At 54.2% G+C, this 19815-nt stretch carries 19 protein-coding genes and 1 riboswitch; of the genes, 9 read left to right on the plus strand and 10 right to left on the minus strand.

Annotated elements, in window-relative coordinates; translation table 11 throughout:
- Nucleotide 1: 1 nt before the first annotated feature.
- From ftsL to leuO, 7 genes are all read right to left on the minus strand, one after another.
- Entirely contained in the window at nucleotides 2–367 is a 366-nt protein-coding gene (gene ftsL / locus ACOTX2_RS14415) for a cell division protein FtsL (RefSeq protein ID WP_003856363.1), read from the minus strand.
- Complete coding sequence (gene rsmH / locus ACOTX2_RS14420; protein WP_003856366.1) at nucleotides 364–1305, minus strand: 16S rRNA (cytosine(1402)-N(4))-methyltransferase RsmH; 942 nt, start codon at nucleotides 1303–1305, stop codon at nucleotides 364–366. Before rsmH ends, ftsL begins: the two co-directional genes overlap by 4 nt.
- Nucleotides 1306–1307: 2 nt before the next feature.
- Entirely contained in the window at nucleotides 1308–1766 is a 459-nt protein-coding gene (gene mraZ, locus ACOTX2_RS14425; protein ID WP_014830641.1) for a division/cell wall cluster transcriptional repressor MraZ, read from the minus strand.
- A 591-nt stretch (nucleotides 1767–2357) separates the two neighbouring features.
- Nucleotides 2358–3362, minus strand: a complete 1005-nt coding sequence (gene cra / locus ACOTX2_RS14430) for a catabolite repressor/activator (RefSeq protein WP_003856369.1) — start codon at nucleotides 3360–3362, stop codon at nucleotides 2358–2360.
- 176 nt (nucleotides 3363–3538) lie between these two features.
- Nucleotides 3539–4033 (minus strand): acetolactate synthase small subunit, encoded by a 495-nt coding sequence (gene ilvN / locus ACOTX2_RS14435; RefSeq protein ID WP_001252742.1) that lies wholly within the window; start codon nucleotides 4031–4033, stop codon nucleotides 3539–3541.
- 1 nt (nucleotide 4034) lies between these two features.
- The gene (gene ilvI, locus ACOTX2_RS14440) at nucleotides 4035–5759 is read right to left on the minus strand and encodes an acetolactate synthase 3 large subunit (RefSeq protein ID WP_023299318.1); all 1725 of its coding nucleotides are present in this window, start codon (nucleotides 5757–5759) and stop codon (nucleotides 4035–4037) included.
- Nucleotides 5760–6135: 376 nt separating this feature from the next.
- A complete protein-coding gene (gene leuO / locus ACOTX2_RS14445; protein WP_038415328.1) occupies nucleotides 6136–7080 on the minus strand; it encodes a transcriptional regulator LeuO in 945 nt (314 codons plus the stop codon).
- A gap of 626 nt (nucleotides 7081–7706) precedes the next feature.
- Here leuO and leuL point away from each other — a divergent pair.
- The 5 genes from leuL (at nucleotide 7707) to leuD (ending at nucleotide 12566) form a co-directional block, all read left to right on the plus strand.
- Nucleotides 7707–7793, plus strand: a complete 87-nt coding sequence (leuL, locus tag ACOTX2_RS14450; protein WP_057979999.1) for a leu operon leader peptide — start codon at nucleotides 7707–7709, stop codon at nucleotides 7791–7793.
- Between the two features lie 91 nt (nucleotides 7794–7884).
- Nucleotides 7885–9456 carry a 2-isopropylmalate synthase gene (leuA, locus tag ACOTX2_RS14455; RefSeq protein WP_022647035.1) on the plus strand — a complete coding sequence of 524 codons (1572 nt, stop codon included), beginning with the start codon at nucleotides 7885–7887 and terminating at the stop codon, nucleotides 9454–9456.
- Entirely contained in the window at nucleotides 9456–10547 is a 1092-nt protein-coding gene (gene leuB, locus ACOTX2_RS14460) for a 3-isopropylmalate dehydrogenase (RefSeq protein WP_022647034.1), read from the plus strand. The genes leuA and leuB overlap by 1 nt, the downstream gene beginning before the upstream one ends.
- 2 nt (nucleotides 10548–10549) lie before the next feature.
- Entirely contained in the window at nucleotides 10550–11950 is a 1401-nt protein-coding gene (gene leuC, locus ACOTX2_RS14465) for a 3-isopropylmalate dehydratase large subunit (protein WP_023299316.1), read from the plus strand.
- A gap of 10 nt (nucleotides 11951–11960) precedes the next feature.
- Nucleotides 11961–12566 carry a 3-isopropylmalate dehydratase small subunit gene (leuD, locus tag ACOTX2_RS14470; RefSeq protein ID WP_023299315.1) on the plus strand — a complete coding sequence of 202 codons (606 nt, stop codon included), beginning with the start codon at nucleotides 11961–11963 and terminating at the stop codon, nucleotides 12564–12566.
- A 90-nt stretch (nucleotides 12567–12656) separates the two neighbouring features.
- Here the strand turns inward: leuD and ACOTX2_RS14475 are convergent, their stop codons facing one another.
- The 3 genes from ACOTX2_RS14475 to sgrT form a co-directional block, all read right to left on the minus strand.
- Nucleotides 12657–12809, minus strand: a complete 153-nt coding sequence (locus tag ACOTX2_RS14475) for a Hok/Gef family protein (protein ID WP_010427008.1) — start codon at nucleotides 12807–12809, stop codon at nucleotides 12657–12659.
- A 217-nt stretch (nucleotides 12810–13026) separates the two neighbouring features.
- The gene (locus ACOTX2_RS14480) at nucleotides 13027–14205 is read right to left on the minus strand and encodes a sugar efflux transporter (protein ID WP_058645797.1); all 1179 of its coding nucleotides are present in this window, start codon (nucleotides 14203–14205) and stop codon (nucleotides 13027–13029) included.
- A 120-nt stretch (nucleotides 14206–14325) separates the two neighbouring features.
- Nucleotides 14326–14478: a glucose uptake inhibitor SgrT gene (gene sgrT / locus ACOTX2_RS14485; protein ID WP_003856388.1), complete on the minus strand. Its 153-nt coding sequence runs from the start codon at nucleotides 14476–14478 to the stop codon at nucleotides 14326–14328.
- An 88-nt stretch (nucleotides 14479–14566) separates the two neighbouring features.
- Here sgrT and sgrR point away from each other — a divergent pair, with 88 nt between their 5' ends.
- From sgrR to thiQ, 4 genes are all read left to right on the plus strand, one after another.
- Complete coding sequence (gene sgrR / locus ACOTX2_RS14490; protein WP_063148356.1) at nucleotides 14567–16222, plus strand: HTH-type transcriptional regulator SgrR; 1656 nt, start codon at nucleotides 14567–14569, stop codon at nucleotides 16220–16222.
- A gap of 36 nt (nucleotides 16223–16258) precedes the next feature.
- Nucleotides 16259–16359, plus strand: a riboswitch (TPP riboswitch).
- Nucleotides 16360–16390: 31 nt separating this feature from the next.
- Nucleotides 16391–17374: a thiamine ABC transporter substrate binding subunit gene (thiB, locus tag ACOTX2_RS14495; RefSeq protein WP_023299313.1), complete on the plus strand. Its 984-nt coding sequence runs from the start codon at nucleotides 16391–16393 to the stop codon at nucleotides 17372–17374.
- Nucleotides 17350–18960, plus strand: a complete 1611-nt coding sequence (thiP, locus tag ACOTX2_RS14500) for a thiamine/thiamine pyrophosphate ABC transporter permease ThiP (RefSeq protein WP_063148355.1) — start codon at nucleotides 17350–17352, stop codon at nucleotides 18958–18960. The genes thiB and thiP overlap by 25 nt, the downstream gene beginning before the upstream one ends.
- Complete coding sequence (gene thiQ / locus ACOTX2_RS14505) at nucleotides 18944–19645, plus strand: thiamine ABC transporter ATP-binding protein ThiQ (protein WP_032625461.1); 702 nt, start codon at nucleotides 18944–18946, stop codon at nucleotides 19643–19645. The genes thiP and thiQ overlap by 17 nt, the downstream gene beginning before the upstream one ends.
- Nucleotides 19646–19815 lie beyond the last annotated feature (170 nt).

Raw genomic sequence — 19815 nt, forward strand, 5'->3', positions numbered from 1 at the left:
CTTATTTTTGTACTACGATATTTTCCTGCGAAGGATCAACATGCTGTAATTGCAGTTTTTCCGTTGCGATCCGTTCAACCCGGCTGTGATCGCCTAGCGCGTTTTCTTCAAGGATCAGATTTCGCCATTCAATATCCAGCGCATCGCGTTCCAGTACCATCTGTTCGCGCTGCGCAGTTAACAAACGGGTATGGTGAGCGGTGGTTACCACCATGACTGCCGTCACAATGATGCAAATGAACAAGCAGAGTGGCAGCTTCCCAAACCGCAAAAGATCGTCACCGATCACGCCAGGCAAGGCATGGCGCTCGTTACTTCCTAACGATCCCTTAACTTTGCTTAGGGTCTCTGTCACTCTGCTGATCATGCGTTCGTCCTCTCTGCAATACGCAGCACTGAACTACGGGCACGTGGATTCTCTGCCACCTCTTCTTCGCCCGGCATCAACTTGCCTAATGCTCGCAACTGACGGCCTCCCAGCTTTCTGAGTTGTTCTTCCGTCATCGGCAGCCCAGCTGGAACCTGCGGACCGCGGCTCTGTTCACGCATAAAGCGCTTAACGATGCGATCTTCCAGCGAATGGAAGCTGATGATGGATAACCGCCCACCCGGGGCCAGCACGTCGAGCGAGCTTTTTAGCGCCAGCTCTATTTCCTCCAGTTCACTGTTTACCCAGATACGAACCGCCTGGAAGGTGCGGGTCGCAGGATGTTTGTGCTTGTCCTTCACTGGCGTTGCCGCCGCGATGACTTCTGCCAGCTCTTTGGTACGGGTCATTGGCTCAACGCGGTTGCGCTCCACGATGGCGCGCGCAATACGTTTGCCAAAGCGTTCTTCGCCGAAGGTTTTGATCACCCAGGCAATATCCGCTTCGTCAGCAGTTTGTAACCACTCGGCGGCAGACTGGCCGCGGGTGGGGTCCATACGCATATCCAGCGGACCGTCGCGCATAAAGGAGAAGCCGCGTTCTGCATCATCAAGCTGTGGTGAAGAGACGCCAAGATCGAGGAGGATCCCGTCGATTTTGCCGGTCAGGCCGCGCTCGGCGACATAATCCGCAAGCGCAGAGAAAGGTCCATGCACGATGGAAAAGCGAGGGTCATCGATGGTTTGCGCAACGGCAATCGCCTGCGGATCGCGGTCAATTGCCAGCAGGCGCCCTTCCGCTCCAAGCTGAGAGAGGATCAAACGCGAGTGGCCACCGCGACCAAAAGTGCCATCAATATAGATGCCATCTGGACGAATATTCAGGCCGTTAACGGCCTCATCCAGCAGCACCGTTGTATGTTTATAATTTTCCATCATATTTATAGAGACAAGTCCTGCAGCCGTTCCGATAATGTTGCGGAATCAGACTGCTCAGCGTCGATATCTTCCTTGACCTGTTGATACCAGGTCGTTTCGTCCCACAGTTCAAACTTGTTGAACTGCCCGACCAGCATCACTTCTTTAGTCAGACCGGCATGTTGCCGCAACACAGGCGCAATCAATAATCGCCCGGCGCTATCCATCTGACATTCACTGGCATGTCCCAATAACAACCGCTGTACGCGGCGTTCCTGCGGGTTCATGCTCGACAGTCGCGACAGCTTTTGCTCAATGATTTCCCATTCAGGCAAAGGATAAAGCAGCAGGCAGGGGGAGTTGATGTCAATGGTGCAAACCAGTTGACCCGAAGCGTTCTCAATCAGCTGGTCACGGTATCGGGTTGGTACCGATAAACGCCCTTTGCTGTCGAGATTGACTAACGTTGCTCCACGGAACATGCCAGCCTCACCCCTCCTCACCACTTTAACCCACAAATTCCCACCTGAAGGAGTTTACGGAGCGAGGGAAAAGCTTGTCAAGCCAGGACTCTCTCTGTACGGACCCGAAAGCATCCTATTTACAGAGCAAGAGTGACCTGGCTAATAACTAAACAACTGGCGAGGCAAAATTAACGTTATGAATATTTGTAAGAAAAAAACCGAATATGCACACGAGCGTTAAGACTCACTCAATATCATCGCAGGGAAATATAAAGTGTCAGTTTGCGACGCGGGCAGCATTTTAAGGCATATCGCCGGGGGATAACAGCACCAGTTTAATCCCGAGGCAATATGGATTCGTTCGTGTGCATTGAGGCCTGGAGGGAGAGTGAAAAATGGCTGAATATTCATCGGCTGGCGCCTGTTTGTAACAAAACAATACAAAGAAATGTCAGTCAAAAATTTATAATTGTGCTTTTTAACACCAAAATGGATTCAGAAAAATAGCAGGCTATGAATCTTAGAGATAAATCCTAATTTTTATCCGGGAATTATTTATCGCAATAAATTCGCCGCAAAAGGGGCAGTTATACCGCCCCTGTGGAAATATTAATGGCGGCTCAAAATTCCGCGCCGATAGAGATTACGTTTGATACGCGTAAGCCCGGGTTTCGGCTTGCGGGGTTCATCCAGGCTTGCCAGAACAATCTCCAGCACGCGCTCGGCGACGTCGCGGTGACGCTGAGCCACCGCCAGCACTGGACATTGCAGGAAGTCGAGCAGTTCGTTATCACCGAAGGTAGCAATCGCCAGATCGGATGGCAGCTTGCCATCGCGACGTAACGTCACGTCCATCACTCCCTGCAACAGAGCAAACGAGGTGGTAAACAACGCCTGCGGCATCGGGTGCGTTTCCAGCCATTTCTCGAACAGCTGGGCAGCCGCTTCGCGCTCATAACTGTTGGCATAGAGATAATGAACGTCACGCGGATCGTCTTTCCATGCCGTACGGAACCCTTGTTCACGCAGGAAGCTTACCGAAAGTTCAGGCAAAGCGCCAAGATACAGCACCGTTTCAGCCGGGAAGGTACGCAGCTCGGCAGCCAGCATTTCTGCATCGTCCTGATCGGCACCCACCACGCTGGTGAAATGTTCACGATCGAGCGCACGATCCAGCGCCACTATCGGGAACGGATCGTTCGCCCAGCGCTGATAGAACGGATGCTCGGGTGGTAAAGAGGTCGACACGATGATGGCATCAACCTGACGTTGCAGCAGATGCTCAATGCAGCGCATCTCGTTGTCGGGCTGATCCTCGGAGCAGGCAATCAACAGCTGATAGCCCCGCTGACGAGCCTGACGTTCTAGATAGTTGGCGATGCGGGTATAGCTGGTGTTTTCCAGGTCCGGGATCACCAGGCCAATAGAGCGGGTGCGCCCGGCACGTAAACCTGCTGCGACAGCATTCGGATGGTAATTATGCTCACGAACGACTGCCATCACTTTCTCAACGGTCTTATCGCTGACACGATACTGCTTTGCTTTACCGTTAATCACATAGCTGGCCGTGGTTCTCGACACGCCGGCGAGCCGGGCGATTTCATCCAGTTTCACAATTGCCCCTCAAAAAAAGAAAAGAGTCCATGGCCCTGTCAAGGTTATGGTTAAATATTTTAACATCTAAACGCAGAATAGCCTTCACGGCAACCGCTTTTGTCTGCGTTGTCGGCGGATTACGCAAAAAAAAGCCCGGCTTTGGCTACCGGGCTGAAAGAGGCGAACCTATTGCGCTACTCACGCATGATTTTATCGCCGCGCGAGAGGCCAACAACGCCAGAGCGCGCAACTTCAACAATTTTTGCCACATCCCTGACAGAGGCCAGGAAAGCGTCCAGCTTATCGCTCGTTCCGGCAAGCTGGACAGTATATATAGAAGGCGTGACGTCAATAATCTGCCCACGGAAAATATCCGTGTTGCGCTTGACCTCTTCACGGCCGTAACCGCTGGCCTGAATTTTCACCAGCATCACTTCACGTTCGACGTAAGCCCCCTGCCCCAGCTCGCTGACGCGCAGTACGTCCACCAGCTTGTGCAATTGCTTTTCGATCTGCTCAAGCACTTTCGCATCGCCGACAGTCTGGATCGTCATGCGCGAGAGCGTAGGGTCATCGGTCGGTGCGACGGTCAGGCTTTCAATGTTATAGCCGCGCTGGGCAAAAAGCCCAATAACCCGCGACAGTGCGCCCGACTCATTTTCCAGTAATACAGATAATATCCGGCGCATATCAGGTTCTCTCCGTTTTGCTTAACCACATTTCATCCATACCACCGCCACGAATATGCATCGGATAAACGTGCTCTGTGCCATCGACGATAACGTCCATGAAGACAAGGCGATTGTTTTTAACGTGCTCAAGCGCTTCGCCGAGCTTCGCTTCCAGCTCTGACGGATCGGTTACCCGCATGCCAATATGACCATAGGCTTCAGCCAGACGGACAAAGTCCGGAAGTGATTTCATATAGGACTGGGAGTGACGGCCCGAATAAATCATATCCTGCCACTGTTTTACCATGCCGAGGTAACCGTTATTCAGGTTCAGCACCAGCACTGGCAGTTCATATTGCAGCGCAGTGGAAAGTTCCTGAATATTCATCTGTATACTGCCGTCACCCGTTACGCAAATAACCGTTTCGTTTGGCAACGCCAGCTTTACCCCCAGCGCGGCGGGCAAACCAAAGCCCATCGTGCCGAGCCCGCCTGAGTTGATCCAGCGACGCGGTTTATCAAACGGGTAATACAGCGCAGCAAACATCTGATGCTGGCCCACGTCAGAAGTGACATACGCATCGCCATTGGTCAGACGCCAGATCGTCTCGATCACCGCCTGCGGTTTGATGTTCTCACTTTGCGTGTCGTATTTAAGGCACTGACGGCCACGCCATTGCTCGATTTGTTGCCACCAGTCGCGGATCTCGTCCAGCGGTTGAGAGGCGGTCTCCTGCGCCAGCAGATCCAACATTTGATCCAGCACCTGTCGTGCGTCTCCCACGATCGGCACATCCGCCGGCACCGTTTTAGAGATAGAAGTAGGATCGATATCAATGTGCAGCACCGTCGCATTCGGGCAGTATTTCGCCAGGTTGTTCGTGGTGCGATCGTCAAAACGCACGCCGACGGCAAAAATCACGTCAGAATTGTGCATCGTCATATTGGCTTCGTAGGTGCCGTGCATACCCAGCATGCCCAGCGCCTGCCGATGCGTGGCAGGGAACGCCCCCAGCCCCATCAGTGATGACGCGACAGGAAGATTAAGCTTCTCGATCAGTTCGCGTAGTTGCGTTTCGCAGGCTGCATTGACGGCGCCTCCCCCCACATAGACCACCGGTTTTTTCGCAGCCAGCAGCGTTTGCAGCGCACGTTTAATCTGTCCTTTGTGCCCTTGCGTGGTCGGATTATACGAACGCATGCTCACCGACTCAGGCCAAAGGTAAGGCAGTTTATTCCCCGGATTGAGAATATCTTTTGGCAGATCGACAACCACTGGCCCAGGACGACCGCTGGCGGCCAGCCAGAAGGCTTTTTTCAGTACGCCCGGGATATCTTCAGTTTGTTTAACCAGAAAGCTGTGCTTCACCACGGGGCGTGAGATCCCCACCATGTCGCACTCCTGAAACGCATCATAGCCAATCAGCGACGTCGCCACCTGTCCGGAAAGAATGACCAGTGGAATAGAGTCCATATACGCAGTCGCTATGCCAGTAATGGCATTGGTCGCCCCCGGCCCGGAAGTGACCAGCACAACACCCACTTCGCCCGTGGCGCGGGCCAGGCCGTCAGCCATATGCACAGCAGCCTGTTCATGACGAACCAGAACATGATCAATACCGCCTACCGTGTGCAGCGCGTCATAAATATCGAGAACCGCGCCTCCGGGATAGCCGAACACTTGTTTCACGCCCTGATCGATAAGCGATCGGACGACCATTTCCGCGCCAGACAACATCTCCATGCTTTGCCTCCAGGCTTTTGTTATAGACGGTCTACAGAATTCATTTCCGCGCCGTCTTCTGACAGGGTAAACCCATCTTATAATGTGCAGAGTGATGGATACCTTAACCGCTCGTTATGAGGCAGGCAATTAGCAAACGGGATGCGGGAATGAGCAATAAAAGCAGAAAAAACAGCTGACAGACATGAATATGGTGAATTCGTCTGGTATGAGTGGAGACAATAATAATTCATCTCTTAAAAAGAGGATGGATCAGGAAATCATCTATTTTTGAGCATGCATAAGTAACTGAAAAAATTAACACAGCACAAAATATCGCCAGTTTTAAAAACCGCAGAATAAACCGCATGACGCCATGCGGTTTATTCACCAGAACCTAGCGACGGCAAATATTGATCAGCAGCTCTTCCATCCACTGATGCCCTTTATCCCGACCCGCAGCCTCATGCCAGGAAAGATAACAGGTCCGGCTATTAAGCTTGAGCGGCAGAGGTAAAATTTGCAGATTCAGTGAATCGGAGAACTCTTCAGCAAGCCAGCGCGGCGCAATAGCGACTAACTGTGTCTGAGAAACGACATTTAATACGCTGACCATGGCCATTCCCTGATAAGCCACGCAGGCTTGTTTATCGGCGGTGTCATACCACGGCTGACTGAATGAGGCATATCTGTCAAGAGCAACAACGGCGTGTTGCTCACTGTAAACATCGCTTTCACGCAGCGGCGAATTCATACGGGGATGTTTTTTACTGGCGACTAACACCATTTCGTCTTTGAACAACGGAACACAGGCAAACTCTGGACGGCGGAACTCTTCGTATCCCAGAACAAACTCTGTTTCCTGATAACGAAGCTGGTGTTCAGTGTTTTGATTTAATGATGATTTAAAAACGAGATGAATATTTGGGGCGATCTGTTCAACTTTATTATATATAACAGACGTCAAATAATTATCTAACGGACTGCAAACACAGAGATGGAAAACCCGCTCACTGCTTAAGGGTTCAAAGCCCGAACCGGGAAGTTCATTTTGAACTAGCTGTAGCGCCTGACGAATCGAACCGAATAGCTGGAATGCACGCGCTGTGGGCTGAATTCCCCTCCCATAACGAACGAATAACTCGTCGTTAAACATCACCTTAAGTCTGGCTACGGCATTACTCACGGCAGGCTGAGACATTCCCAGAGATTGCGCTGCTCGCGTAATATTCTGCTCCTGCATCACTGCATCGAATACAGTTAACAAGTTAAGATCCACTGTGCGTAACTGAGGCTTAACCCCATCATAAGTCTGTGGTTGGTTAATATTATTTTCTGGCATTTCTGACTCCACCGTCACGCTAAATTCCCTTTGCCCAGGTACAGGAATAACTTCGAAAAATATGATTTACCATGCATATACAACAAGCGAAAGGAAATTATTTAAAATTCGGAATATATAAAGAGCCCCATTCACCGAGCGGCTTTACGCACCCCATAAATGAAGAGTTAAAAATCGTTCAAAGATATCTCAAACTTTATTGTGAGCATGAAACCATAAACCAGACAAATACACAATCAACGCTCTCATTAATAATGACTTAAGCGTTATTAAACTATTAATAGTATACAACGCATATTCATTAACAAATTGATATCAATTTTGATAACTTACTTACCCGTAAATCATTCATGAAGTCTATAAATCAATGATATGAAACACATTCCATTTCATAGCATGTTGATGAAAATAGTATGTTCAATTGCTACCAATTATATTCAAATTATTCCAGAGATGAATCCCCAGTCCAATAATAGACAATAAAATCGGTTAGCCACGCAAAAACCAGCACAATTAGCTAATGTATTCTCCCTGCGTTGGGTCCCCGTTTTGTCGGGGAGGGGTTGACATGAGTCGGCGTATCCAGTACCACTAAAAGCATATCGCATTCACCTGGAGCAGGATTCATGATTCGCACCCTTCGTTTCACCGGTCTACTACTACTAAACGCATCCACTGTGCGCGGTAGACTGGCGGGCGAAATTCAGCGTTGAATCGTCTTCAGTAAAACTAAAAACCCGCGCCACTGCGCGGGTTTTTTTATGCTCGTAGCAAGGCGCCCTAAGACTGACAAGGACCTAACCCATGAGCCAGCAAGTCGTTATTTTCGATACTACTTTACGTGACGGTGAACAGGCATTACAGGCGAGCCTGAGTGTTAAAGAAAAACTGCAAATTGCGCTGGCCCTGGAACGCATGGGTGTAGACGTAATGGAGGTCGGTTTTCCTGTCTCCTCGCCGGGTGATTTTGAGTCAGTGCAGACCATCGCCCGCACCATCAAAAACAGCCGCGTGTGCGCTCTGGCTCGCTGCGTTGAGAAAGATATCGATGTGGCCGCGGAATCCCTGAAAGTTGCAGAAGCTTTCCGTATCCATACTTTTATTGCCACCTCCCCCATGCACATTGCAACCAAGTTGCGCAGCACGCTGGATGAAGTGATCGAACGTGCGGTGTATATGGTTAAACGGGCGCGTAACTACACAGACGACGTGGAATTTTCCTGTGAAGATGCAGGCCGCACGCCGATTGACGATTTGGCCCGTGTAGTGGAAGCCGCTATTAATGCCGGAGCCAGAACCATCAACATCCCGGATACCGTCGGCTACACCATGCCGTTTGAGTTTGCCAACATCATTACCGGTCTGTATGACCGCGTACCAAATATTGATAAAGCCATTATCTCTGTACACACCCACGATGACCTGGGTCTGGCCGTTGGCAATGCTATCGCGGCGGTGCACGCCGGCGCGCGTCAGGTAGAAGGCGCGATGAACGGCATCGGCGAACGCGCAGGCAACTGTTCGCTGGAAGAAGTGATCATGGCGATCAAAGTGCGCAAAGACATCATGGACGTGCACACACGCATCAATCACAACGAAATCTGGCGCACCAGCCAGACCGTCAGCCAGATTTGCAACATGCCGATCCCGGCCAACAAAGCGATTGTCGGTACGGGCGCGTTCGCTCACTCTTCCGGTATCCACCAGGATGGGGTGCTGAAGAACCGTGAAAACTACGAAATCATGACTCCGGAATCCATCGGTCTGAACCAGGTTCAGTTGAACCTGACCTCACGCTCTGGTCGCGCGGCAGTGAAGCACCGTATGGAAGAGATGGGCTACAAGGACAGCGATTACAACATGGATCAGCTGTACGACGCCTTCCTGAAGCTGGCGGACAAGAAGGGCCAGGTGTTCGATTACGATCTGGAAGCGCTGGCATTCATCAACAAACAGCAGGAAGAGCCAGAGCACTTCCGTCTGGACTACTTCAACGTCCAGTCCGGCTCAAGCGACATCGCCACCGCCTCCGTGAAGCTGGCCTGCGGGGATGAAATTAAAGCGGAAGCCGCCAACGGCAACGGCCCTGTGGATGCCATTTACCAGGCGATTAACCGCGTCACTGAGTACGACGTAGAGCTGGTGAAATACGACCTGACGGCTAAAGGGCACGGTAAAGACGCCCTGGGTCAGGTGGATATCGTCGTCAATTATAACGGTCGCCGCTTCCACGGTGTGGGTCTGGCGACAGATATCGTCGAATCCTCCGCGAAAGCGATGGTGCATGTCCTGAACAACATCTGGCGTGCCGCCGAAGTCGAAAAAGAGTTGCAACGCAAAGCTCAGAATAAAGAGAACAACAAGGAAACCGTGTGATGTCGAAGAATTACCATATTGCTGTGTTGCCGGGTGACGGTATTGGCCCGGAAGTGATGGCACAGGCGCTGAAAGTACTGGAAGCCGTTCGTTCGCGTTTTGCGATGAAAATTACCACCAGCCACTACGATGTGGGCGGTATTGCGATTGATAACCACGGTACGCCATTGCCGAAAGCCACTGTGGAAGGCTGTGAAAATGCCGATGCCGTGCTGTTTGGCTCCGTGGGCGGCCCTAAGTGGGAACATTTGCCGCCAGCAGAGCAGCCGGAGCGCGGTGCGCTGCTGCCGCTGCGTAAACATTTCAAACTGTTCAGCAACCTGCGTCCGGCGAAGCTGTACCCGGGGCTGGAAGAGTTCTGCCCGCTGCGCGCGGATATCGCGGCCAACGGTTTCGACATTCTCTGCGTGCGTGAGCTGACCGGCGGCATCTACTTCGGTCAGCCAAAAGGTCGCGAAGGCAGCGGTCAGCATGAGAAAGCGTTTGATACCGAGGTCTATCACCGTTTTGAAATTGAACGTATCGCCCATATCGCGTTTGAGTCAGCGCGCAAACGCCGCCGTAAAGTGACCTCTATTGATAAAGCGAACGTGCTCCAGTCTTCCATCTTGTGGCGCGAAATCGTCAGTGAAGTCGCTAAGCAGTACCCGGACGTTGCGCTGTCGCATATGTATATCGACAACGCAACGATGCAGCTGATCAAAGATCCGTCTCAGTTTGACGTGTTGCTGTGCTCCAACCTGTTCGGCGATATTCTCTCGGATGAATGCGCCATGATCACTGGCTCCATGGGAATGCTGCCCTCCGCCAGCCTGAACGAAGAAGGCTTTGGCCTGTACGAACCGGCGGGGGGCTCCGCGCCGGATATCGCAGGCAAAAACATCGCCAACCCGATTGCGCAGATCCTCTCTCTGGCTCTGCTGCTGCGCTACAGCCTGGATGCAGGCGATGCAGCAACCGCAATTGAAAACGCCATTAACCGGGCGTTAGAAGAAGGCGTCCGTACCGGTGATTTAGCACGCGGCACGGCGGCAGTCAGTACCGATGAAATGGGCGACATCATTGCCCGCTATGTCGCTGAAGGGGTGTAATCATGGCTAAGACGTTATATGAGAAGTTGTTTGATGCGCACGTTGTTTACGAGACGCCAGACGAAACCCCACTGTTGTACATCGACCGTCATCTGGTACACGAAGTGACGTCTCCTCAGGCATTTGACGGCCTGCGTGCGCACAAGCGCCCGGTGCGTCAGCCGGGTAAAACCTTTGCCACGATGGATCACAACGTTTCCACCCAGACCAAAGACATTAATGCATCTGGCGAGATGGCACGTATCCAGATGCAGGAGCTGATTAAGAACTGTAACGAGTTTGGCGTGGAGCTGTACGATCTGAACCACCCCTATCAGGGCATCGTCCACGTAATGGGACCTGAACAGGGTATTACTCTGCCGGGCATGACCATTGTCTGCGGCGACTCCCACACCGCGACGCACGGCGCATTTGGCGCCCTGGCGTTCGGGATTGGCACCTCTGAAGTGGAACACGTTCTGGCGACGCAGACCCTGAAGCAGGGCCGCGCCAAAACCATGAAGATTGAAGTGAAGGGGAAAGCCGCGCCGGGTATCACCGCGAAAGATATCGTGCTGGCGATTATCGGCAAAACCGGCAGTGCAGGTGGTACCGGTCACGTCGTTGAGTTCTGCGGCGACGCTATCCAGGCGCTGAGCATGGAAGGTCGTATGACCCTGTGCAACATGGCCATTGAGATGGGTGCCAAAGCAGGACTGGTAGCCCCAGACGACACCACCTTCAACTATGTGGAGGGGCGTCTTCATGCGCCGAAAGGACAGGATTTTGACGACGCGGTAGCGTACTGGAAAACCCTGAAAACGGACGAGGGGGCAATTTTTGATACCGTTGTGACGTTGCAGGCGGAAGAGATCGCCCCGCAAGTCACCTGGGGCACCAACCCGGGCCAGGTCATTTCCGTCAACGACAGCATTCCTGACCCGGCTTCCTTCGCCGATCCGGTCGAGCGCGCGAGTGCGGAAAAGGCGCTGGCCTATATGGGGCTGAAACCCGGCGTACCGCTGACCGACGTGAGCATTGATAAAGTGTTCATCGGCTCCTGCACTAACTCCCGTATCGAAGATTTACGCGCTGCGGCAGAAATTGCAAAAGGCCGCAAAGTGGCACCGGGCGTGCAGGCGCTGGTTGTGCCGGGCTCCGGTCCGGTGAAAGCCCAGGCGGAAGCGGAAGGTCTGGATAAGATCTTTATCGAAGCAGGCTTCGAGTGGCGCCTGCCCGGCTGCTCCATGTGTCTGGCGATGAACAACGACCGCCTGAATCCGGGCGAGCGCTGTGCCTCCACCAGCAACCGTAACTTTGAAGGCCGTCAGGGCCGCGGTGGGCGCACCCACCTGGTCAGCCCGGCAATGGCCGCCGCTGCGGCAGTCACCGGTCATTTCGCCGATATTCGCAGCCTGAAATAAGGAGACAATCATGGCAGAGAAATTTACCCAACATACGGGCCGTGTTGTCCCGCTGGACGCCGCTAACGTCGATACTGACGCGATCATTCCTAAACAGTTTTTGCAGAAAGTGACGCGCACGGGTTTTGGGGCGCATCTGTTCAACGACTGGCGCTTCCTCGACGATAAAGGCGAAGTGCCGAACCCGGAATTCGTCCTGAACTTTCAGGAATACAAAGGCGCCTCCATTTTGCTGGCGCGGGAAAACTTTGGCTGCGGATCGTCGCGTGAACACGCGCCATGGGCATTGACCGACTACGGTTTTAAAGTGGTTATCGCCCCAAGCTTCGCGGATATCTTCTATGGCAACAGCTTCAACAACCAGCTGCTGCCGGTGACGCTGAGTGACGAACAGGTCGATGAACTGTTTGCGCTGGTGCAGGCAAATCCGGGGATGTCGTTTGAAGTGGATCTGGAAGCAGAAGTGGTGAAAGCCGGTGACAAGACCTACAGCTTTAGCATTGATGCGTTCCGTCGCCACTGCATGCTGAACGGTCTGGATAGCATTGGCCTGACGCTGCAGCACGAAGAGGCTATCTCCACCTACGAGAAAAAACAGCCTGCGTTTATGGGCTAAAGGCAATGGCCCGCAGGGCGCGGGCCATTGATAAGGGTGCGTTGAGGCGTAACCACTCTGGCGAGGCGGGGAAAAACCCCGCCAATACCGCTAACGTTTTGCTTCGTAAGCCAACACTGCCGCCAGCTCTGTTTTCTCCTGTCTGAAGTGCAGCTCACACAGCGAGTCGCGCACCATCCAGGTGAAGATCAACAACGTCGTACAGATCAGAAACAAACCTAACAGCAGAGTACGTTTTGGCATTCCAGCCTCCTTATTGCTTTTCGGCAATGAAGAGACTAACCTCGCAATGTTGGTTGTGAAGTTGGTCTCCCCATCAGTTTTTTTGATGTGGGACTCTCCACTGTTTGCCTCTTGCGAAAGCCTGAGGCAAACAGCCTCAAGCACCCGTCACGCACTCTATGCGCCTTCTCTGCTCCTGTCAGAAAATCGTTTCATTTCGTGAAGCCGCCTTCCAGAATCAAACGTCTTTAACCCGGCACGTTAACACAAGCGTGATGACCGAAATCGCTGCGATCACCCAGTACACGGATGCATGTCCATAGCTTTGCGACAGCGCCCCCTGAATCACCCCTGCCAGAATCACGCCGGTAGAGATACTGTTAGTAAACAGCGTGGTCGCGGAGCCTGCTCGCCCCGGCATTAAATCCTGGAACCAGAGCATGCCGATCCCGGCAACGATTCCGATAAATACCGCGTTAAATAGCTGTAACGCCAGCAAAGCTTCCCGCGAATGGAAAAGGATTAACCCCGCGTAGAACACCACCCCAGCCGCCACGGCGACGACCATCATCCGACGCTTTCCGAAACGTTTTACGTAGTAACCCGCCAGAATCATCGCCGGGATCTCCAGCCCGGCAGCGGTGCCCATCAGGATCCCCGCGAGCTTGTCGGGCAGTCCCAGATCGCTGCTGATCCACAGCGGCATATCGATAATGTACATGGTGTTGCAGGTCCACATCAGCGTGGAGGCGATAAACAACATGCGGACGTGTTTATCCTGCCAGCCGCTTACCTGGGTGATGGGCTTGTCCGTCGCTTGCTCTACGCGCGCCACCGATGGCAGCACAAAGGCTATCAGCGCCAGGCTGATGGCAAAAATTCCCGCGGCGATGGTGAACATGACGGTGAAACCGTAGTTCAGCGCCAGCATGAACGCCAGCGGGGGGCCGATGACCCATGCGAGAGAGAGCTGCGCACGCATCACCGAGCTGAACATCACCACTTCCCGCGCCGAGTTGTCGGCGTACTCCCGGGCCAGGGCGAAGAGCTGCGGCATGGCGGTGTTCGCCAGAGAGGCCAACAGCACGCCACAGGTGATAAGCGTCAGGTAGTGACGATTAAAGGCAAACAGCAACGCGTTGCCCACGGCCATGGCGCAACAAAAGAGGATCAGCTTGCGGCGATCGCCCTGGCTGTCGGATCGTTTCGCCAGCCACAGGCTGACGAGGATCCCGGCAATGGCGTTGACGGTGTAGAACAGGCCTACCCAAAATGGCTGCGCCCCAACCTCACGACTGAGAAACAGGCTCAGCGTCGGCGCCTGTAGCGCACCGGCCACGCCCATCATGAAGGCCACCAGCATAAAAGCGGCGTACACGCCGTTCAGGCGTCGCCCCATCGTCATCAACCAGAGCATGCGCAAGTCCTTATGAAAGCGAATCGAAATTGGGTGAAATAGTAAACGAAAAAAGCCAGCAAAAACATTTTGCTGGCGGGTGATTAGCACCAATACTCAGTCACACATGATCGAGGCGAGTTAGCGAGAAGAGGTCGGTTTCGTAACGTCCCACTGCATCAGATCTTCCAGTATTCTCAGCCGCTGCTCTGCGCACTGGCGGGCCAGCCAGGACACTCCCTTTGTCGCTGAAAAATAGTGCTGATAAAACTGACGTGCGGTAGACCTCTTCATAATTTACCTCCTCGCTTCATCGATAAGGATTATTGGCTTAATATAGGGATTAATAAATTGCTGATTTTTTGTCAGGAGTTCCTCTTTTATGCCTTCTGGTCGTCTGCAACAACAATTTATCCGCCTCTGGCAGTGCTGCGAGGGGCAATCGCAGGAGACCACGCTGAACGAGCTGGCTGAGCTCCTCAACTGCTCCCGGCGTCATATGCGTACCCTCCTTAACACCATGCAGCAGCAGGGCTGGCTAAACTGGGAGGCCGAAGCCGGACGCGGTAAGCGCTCGCGCCTGACTTTCCTCTATACCGGCCTGGCGTTGCAGCAACAGCGGGCGGAGGATCTGCTGGAGCAGGACCGCATCGATCAGCTGGTCCAGCTGGTGGGCGACAAAGCCGCCGTGCGCCAGATGCTGGTCTCGCATCTGGGACGCAGCTTTCGTCAGGGACGCCACATTCTGCGAGTGCTTTACTATCGCCCAATGAAAAATCTGTTGCCCGGTACGGCGTTACGTCGCTCTGAAACCCACATGGCCCGGCAGATTTTTAGCGGTCTGACGCGGATAAATGAGGAAAACGGGGAACTGGAAGCGGATATTGCCCATCACTGGCAACAGGTGTCTCCGTTGCACTGGCGCTTCTTTTTACGTCCCGGCATTCATTTCCACCATGGACGCGAGCTGGAGATGCGCGACGTTATCGATTCCTTAGAGCGCGCCCGCACGCTGCCGCTCTATTCGCATATCGCGCGGATCCACTCCCCCACGGCCTGGACCCTGGATATTGAGCTATCGCAGCCGGACAAATGGCTTCCGTGGCTTCTGGGCTACGTACCCTCGATGATCCTGCCTGCCGAGTGGCGATCCCTGAACAATTTTTCCAGCCAGCCGATTGGTACGGGCCCCTACTCCGTTTCACGGAACAACAGTAATCAGCTGAAGATCCGCGCCTTTGATGATTACTTTGGCTATAGGGCGCTGATCGACGAAGTCAACGTCTGGGTACTACCGGATCTCAACGAAGAGCTGAGCGCAGGCCTGACGCTGGAAGGGCCAACAACCAGCGAAAAGGCGTTCGAGAGTCGCCTGGAAGAGGGTTGCTACTATCTGCTTTTTGACAGCCGCAGCCATCGCGGGGCGAATCACGACGTCCGCAAGTGGATCAGCCATATTCTGGCTCCCGCTAACCTGATTTATCACGCTGAAGAGCAATACCAGACCTGGTGGTTCCCGGCCTATGGCCTGCTTCCGCGCTGGCACCATGCGCAGCCAGTACGCAGTGAAAAACCTGCCGGACTGGAGACCATCACCCTCAGCTACTATCGCGATCACATTGAGCACCGGTTTATCGCAAGGATCATGAGTAAGCTGCTGGCAGCCGAGGGCGTGACGCTGGCGATACAGGAAGTGGACTATGATGAATGGCACCGTGGAGATGTTATCAGCGATATCTGGCTCAACAGTGCGAACTTCACGCTGCCGCTTGATTTTTCGCTCTTCTCGCACCTGTATGAAGTGCCCCTGATTCAGCACTGTATCAAGCGGGACTGGCAGCGAGACGCCGCACGGTGGCGGGCAGGAGAAATGGATCTGGCCGCCTGGTGTCAGGAGCTGCTGGCCGGGCAGACGATCGTACCGTTGATTCACCACTGGCTGCTGATCCAGGGTCAGCGCAGCATGCGCGGCCTGCGAATGAATACCCTGGGCTGGTTTGATTTTAAATCCGCGTGGTTTGCGCCGCCGGAGCCATAACGCTTTCGTAATATTCACCAAATCATTACAATAGCGCCGTTCTCAACGGGGTGCTGCATCACTGATGTGCGCTGAGATAATACCCGTCGAACCTGATCCGGATAACGCCGGCGAAGGGATTTGAGGCTGTCTCTCAAAATCCTTTGCCACTCAACCCTGAGGTGCAAAGTGTTAAAAAACGTTCTTCCTCTGCTGGCGCTGTTTGCGCTGCCTGTTTTTGCTAAGCCTGTCCTGACGGTCTACACCTACGACTCCTTCTCCGCCGACTGGGGCCCCGGCCCGGCGGTGAAAAAAGCCTTTGAAGCCGACTGCAACTGCGAGCTGAAATTCGTGGCGCTGGAAGATGGTGTCTCTCTGCTTAACCGGCTGCGTATGGAAGGCAAAAACAGCAAAGCCGACGTGGTGCTCGGGCTGGATAACAACCTGCTGCAAGCCGCCACTCAAACCAGACTGTTCGCCAAAAGCGGCGTGGCGGCAGATGCCGTCAACGTGCCGGGCGGCTGGAAAAACGACACCTTCGTACCCTTTGATTACGGTTACTTTGCGTTTGTCTACGATAAAAACAAGCTGAAGAATCCGCCCAAAAGCCTGAAAGAGCTGGTCGAAAGCGATCAGAAGTGGCGCGTGATTTATGAAGATCCGCGCACCAGCACGCCGGGTCTGGGGCTGCTGTTGTGGATGCAGAAAGTCTATGGCAACAAAACGCCTGAGGCGTGGCAGAAACTGGCTGCGAAAACCGTTACCGTCACCAAAGGCTGGAGCGAAGCCTACGGCCTGTTCCTGAAAGGCGAAAGCGACCTTGTGCTGAGCTACACGACTTCTCCGGCCTACCACATTATCGCCGAGAAGAAAGACAACTACGCCGCCGCGAACTTTGCTGAAGGACATTATTTGCAGGTGGAAGTGGCCGCCCGCACCGCCGCGAGCAAACAGCCGGAGCTCGCCGAGAAATTCCTGAAGTTTATGGTTTCACCGGCATTCCAGAATGCTATTCCGACAGGAAACTGGATGTACCCGGTCACTGATGTTGCGCTGCCGGCAGGTTTTGAGCAGCTGAACAAACCGCAAACCTCCCTGGAATTTACGCCGCAGCAGGTTGCCACCCAGCGCGCCGCATGGATAAGTGAATGGCAACGCGCCGTCAGCCGCTGATCCCCGGCTGGTTAGTTCCCGGGCTGCTCGCCGCTATACTGATGGTGGTCGTCAGCCTGGGAGCGTTTCTCGCGCTGTGGTTTAACGCGCCAGAGAGCGATCTGCTTGCCCTCTGGCACGACAGCTATCTCTGGCACGTCATCCGTTTCTCGTTCTGGCAGGCGTTTCTCTCCGCGCTGCTGTCAGTCATCCCGGCCATTTTCCTCGCCCGCGCCCTCTATCGCAGACGTTTTCCCGGCAGGCTGGCCCTGCTGCGCCTGTGTGCCATGACGCTGATCCTGCCCGTGCTGGTGGCGGTGTTCGGGATTCTGAGCGTATACGGTCGCCAGGGCTGGCTGGCCTCCCTCTTTAACCTGCTTGGTCTGGAATGGTCCTTCTCCCCTTACGGCCTGAAGGGCATTCTGCTGGCGCATATTTTTTTCAATATGCCGATGGCGACGCGCCTCTTTTTACAGGCGCTGGAGAACATTCCCGGCGAGCAGCGCCAAATTGCCGCCCAGCTTGGCATGCGCGGCTGGTCGTTCTTCCGCTTTGTCGAATGGCCGTGGCTGCGACGCCAGATTGCCCCGGTTGCCGCGCTAATCTTTATGCTCTGCTTCGCCAGCTTCGCGACCGTACTTTCTCTCGGCGGCGGGCCGCAGGCCACCACCATTGAGCTGGCGATCTATCAGGCTTTAAGTTACGACTACGATCCGGGCCGCGCCGCGCTGCTGGCGATCGTGCAGATGGTATGCTGTCTGGCACTGGTGTTACTCAGCCAGAGGCTAAGCAAAACGATCCCCGCAGGAAGCAATAACATGACAGGCTGGCGCGATCCGCAGGACAGCCTGTATAGCCGCGTCGCGGATTTTATGCTGATCGCACTGGCACTCCTGCTTTTGCTGCCCCCGCTGCTGGCCGTTATCGTTGATGGACTGAATCGCAATGTGTTGTCGGTACTGCAACAACCTGTCCTGTGGCAAGCGACGTGGACCTCCTTGCGCATTGCGCTGGCAGCCGGGCTACTGTGCGTGATTCTGACCATGATGCTGCTCTGGAGCAGCCGCGAGCTGTACGCGCGTCATGCACGTAAAGCCGGACACGCGCTGGAACTGACGGGTATGCTGATCCTGGCGATGCCGGGCATTGTGCTGGCGACCGGATTCTTTTTACTGTTCAACAGCACCCTCGGCCTGCCGGAAAGCGCCGACGGCATCGTCATTTTTACCAACGCACTGATGGCCATCCCTTACGCGCTCAAGGTACTGGAAAACCCGATGCGCGACGTCAACAGCCGCTACAGCTTGCTGTGTCAGTCGCTGGGCATGCAGGGCTGGCAGCGCCTGAAGGTGGTAGAATTGCGCGCACTGAAACGTCCGCTCGCCCAGGCGCTGGCGTTTGCCTGCGTGCTGTCGATTGGCGATTTTGGCGTAGTGGCGCTCTTCGGCAACGAGGATTTCCGCACGCTGCCGTTCTGGCTTTATCAGCAAATTGGCTCCTATCGTAGCCAAGACGGCGCCGTCACGGCGCTGCTCCTGTTGCTGCTGTGCTTTGCGTTATTTACCGTTATCGAAAAACTTCCGGGGCGTGATGTTAAAACTGACTGATGTAACCTGGCTTTATGAGCACCTGCCAATGCGTTTTACCCTCTCCGTTCGTCAGGGAGAGCGAATCGCAGTGCTTGGCCCCAGCGGGGCCGGAAAAAGTACCCTGCTCAATCTGATTGCCGGTTTTTTGCAGCCTGCCAGCGGGTCGATCGTCATTGATAACGGCGAGTTTACCTACGCTCCGCCGGCTAAGCGCCCGGTGTCGATGCTGTTTCAGGAAAACAATCTGTTCAATCATCTTACGGTCTGGCAGAACATCGCGCTGGGTATGGATCCGGGGTTAAAGCTCAGTGCTGCGCAGCGTCAGACGCTGGAGGCGATCGCCGAACAAATGGGCCTGTCTGCGTTTATCAACAGACTTCCGGGGGAGCTTTCCGGCGGCCAGCGCCAGCGCGTGGCGCTGGCACGCTGTCTGGTGCGCAAGCAGCCGCTGCTGCTGCTCGACGAACCCTTTTCGGCGCTCGACCCGGCTCTGCGTCAGGAAATGCTCTCGCTGGTTGAGGAGGTTTGCGAGCGCGAACAACTGACGATGCTGATGGTTTCGCACAGCATTGAAGATGCCGCACGCATCGCGCCGCGATCGGTGGTGATCGCGGAGGGCCGTATTTTGTGGGATGGAGAAACAGAAGAACTTCTGAGTGGTAACGCAGGGGCATCTTCATTGTTGGGTATTCGTGCGGTCTGATGCCCTCACCCTAACCCTCTCCCACGGGGCTGAGGGTTCCCCACAAATTAATGCGAGCACTGAGCAATCCCCTCGCCCCTCCGGGGAGAGGGTTAGGGTGAGGGGAACATACGGCGGTGGTGGTCATTCCGTTCACTTTATGTTCCTTGCTACTCTGTAACGACATGACC

The sequence above is a fragment of the Enterobacter cloacae complex sp. IR5412 genome (genome assembly GCF_049237385.1).
Taxonomy (GTDB): Bacteria; Pseudomonadota; Gammaproteobacteria; order Enterobacterales; family Enterobacteriaceae; genus Enterobacter; species Enterobacter intestinihominis.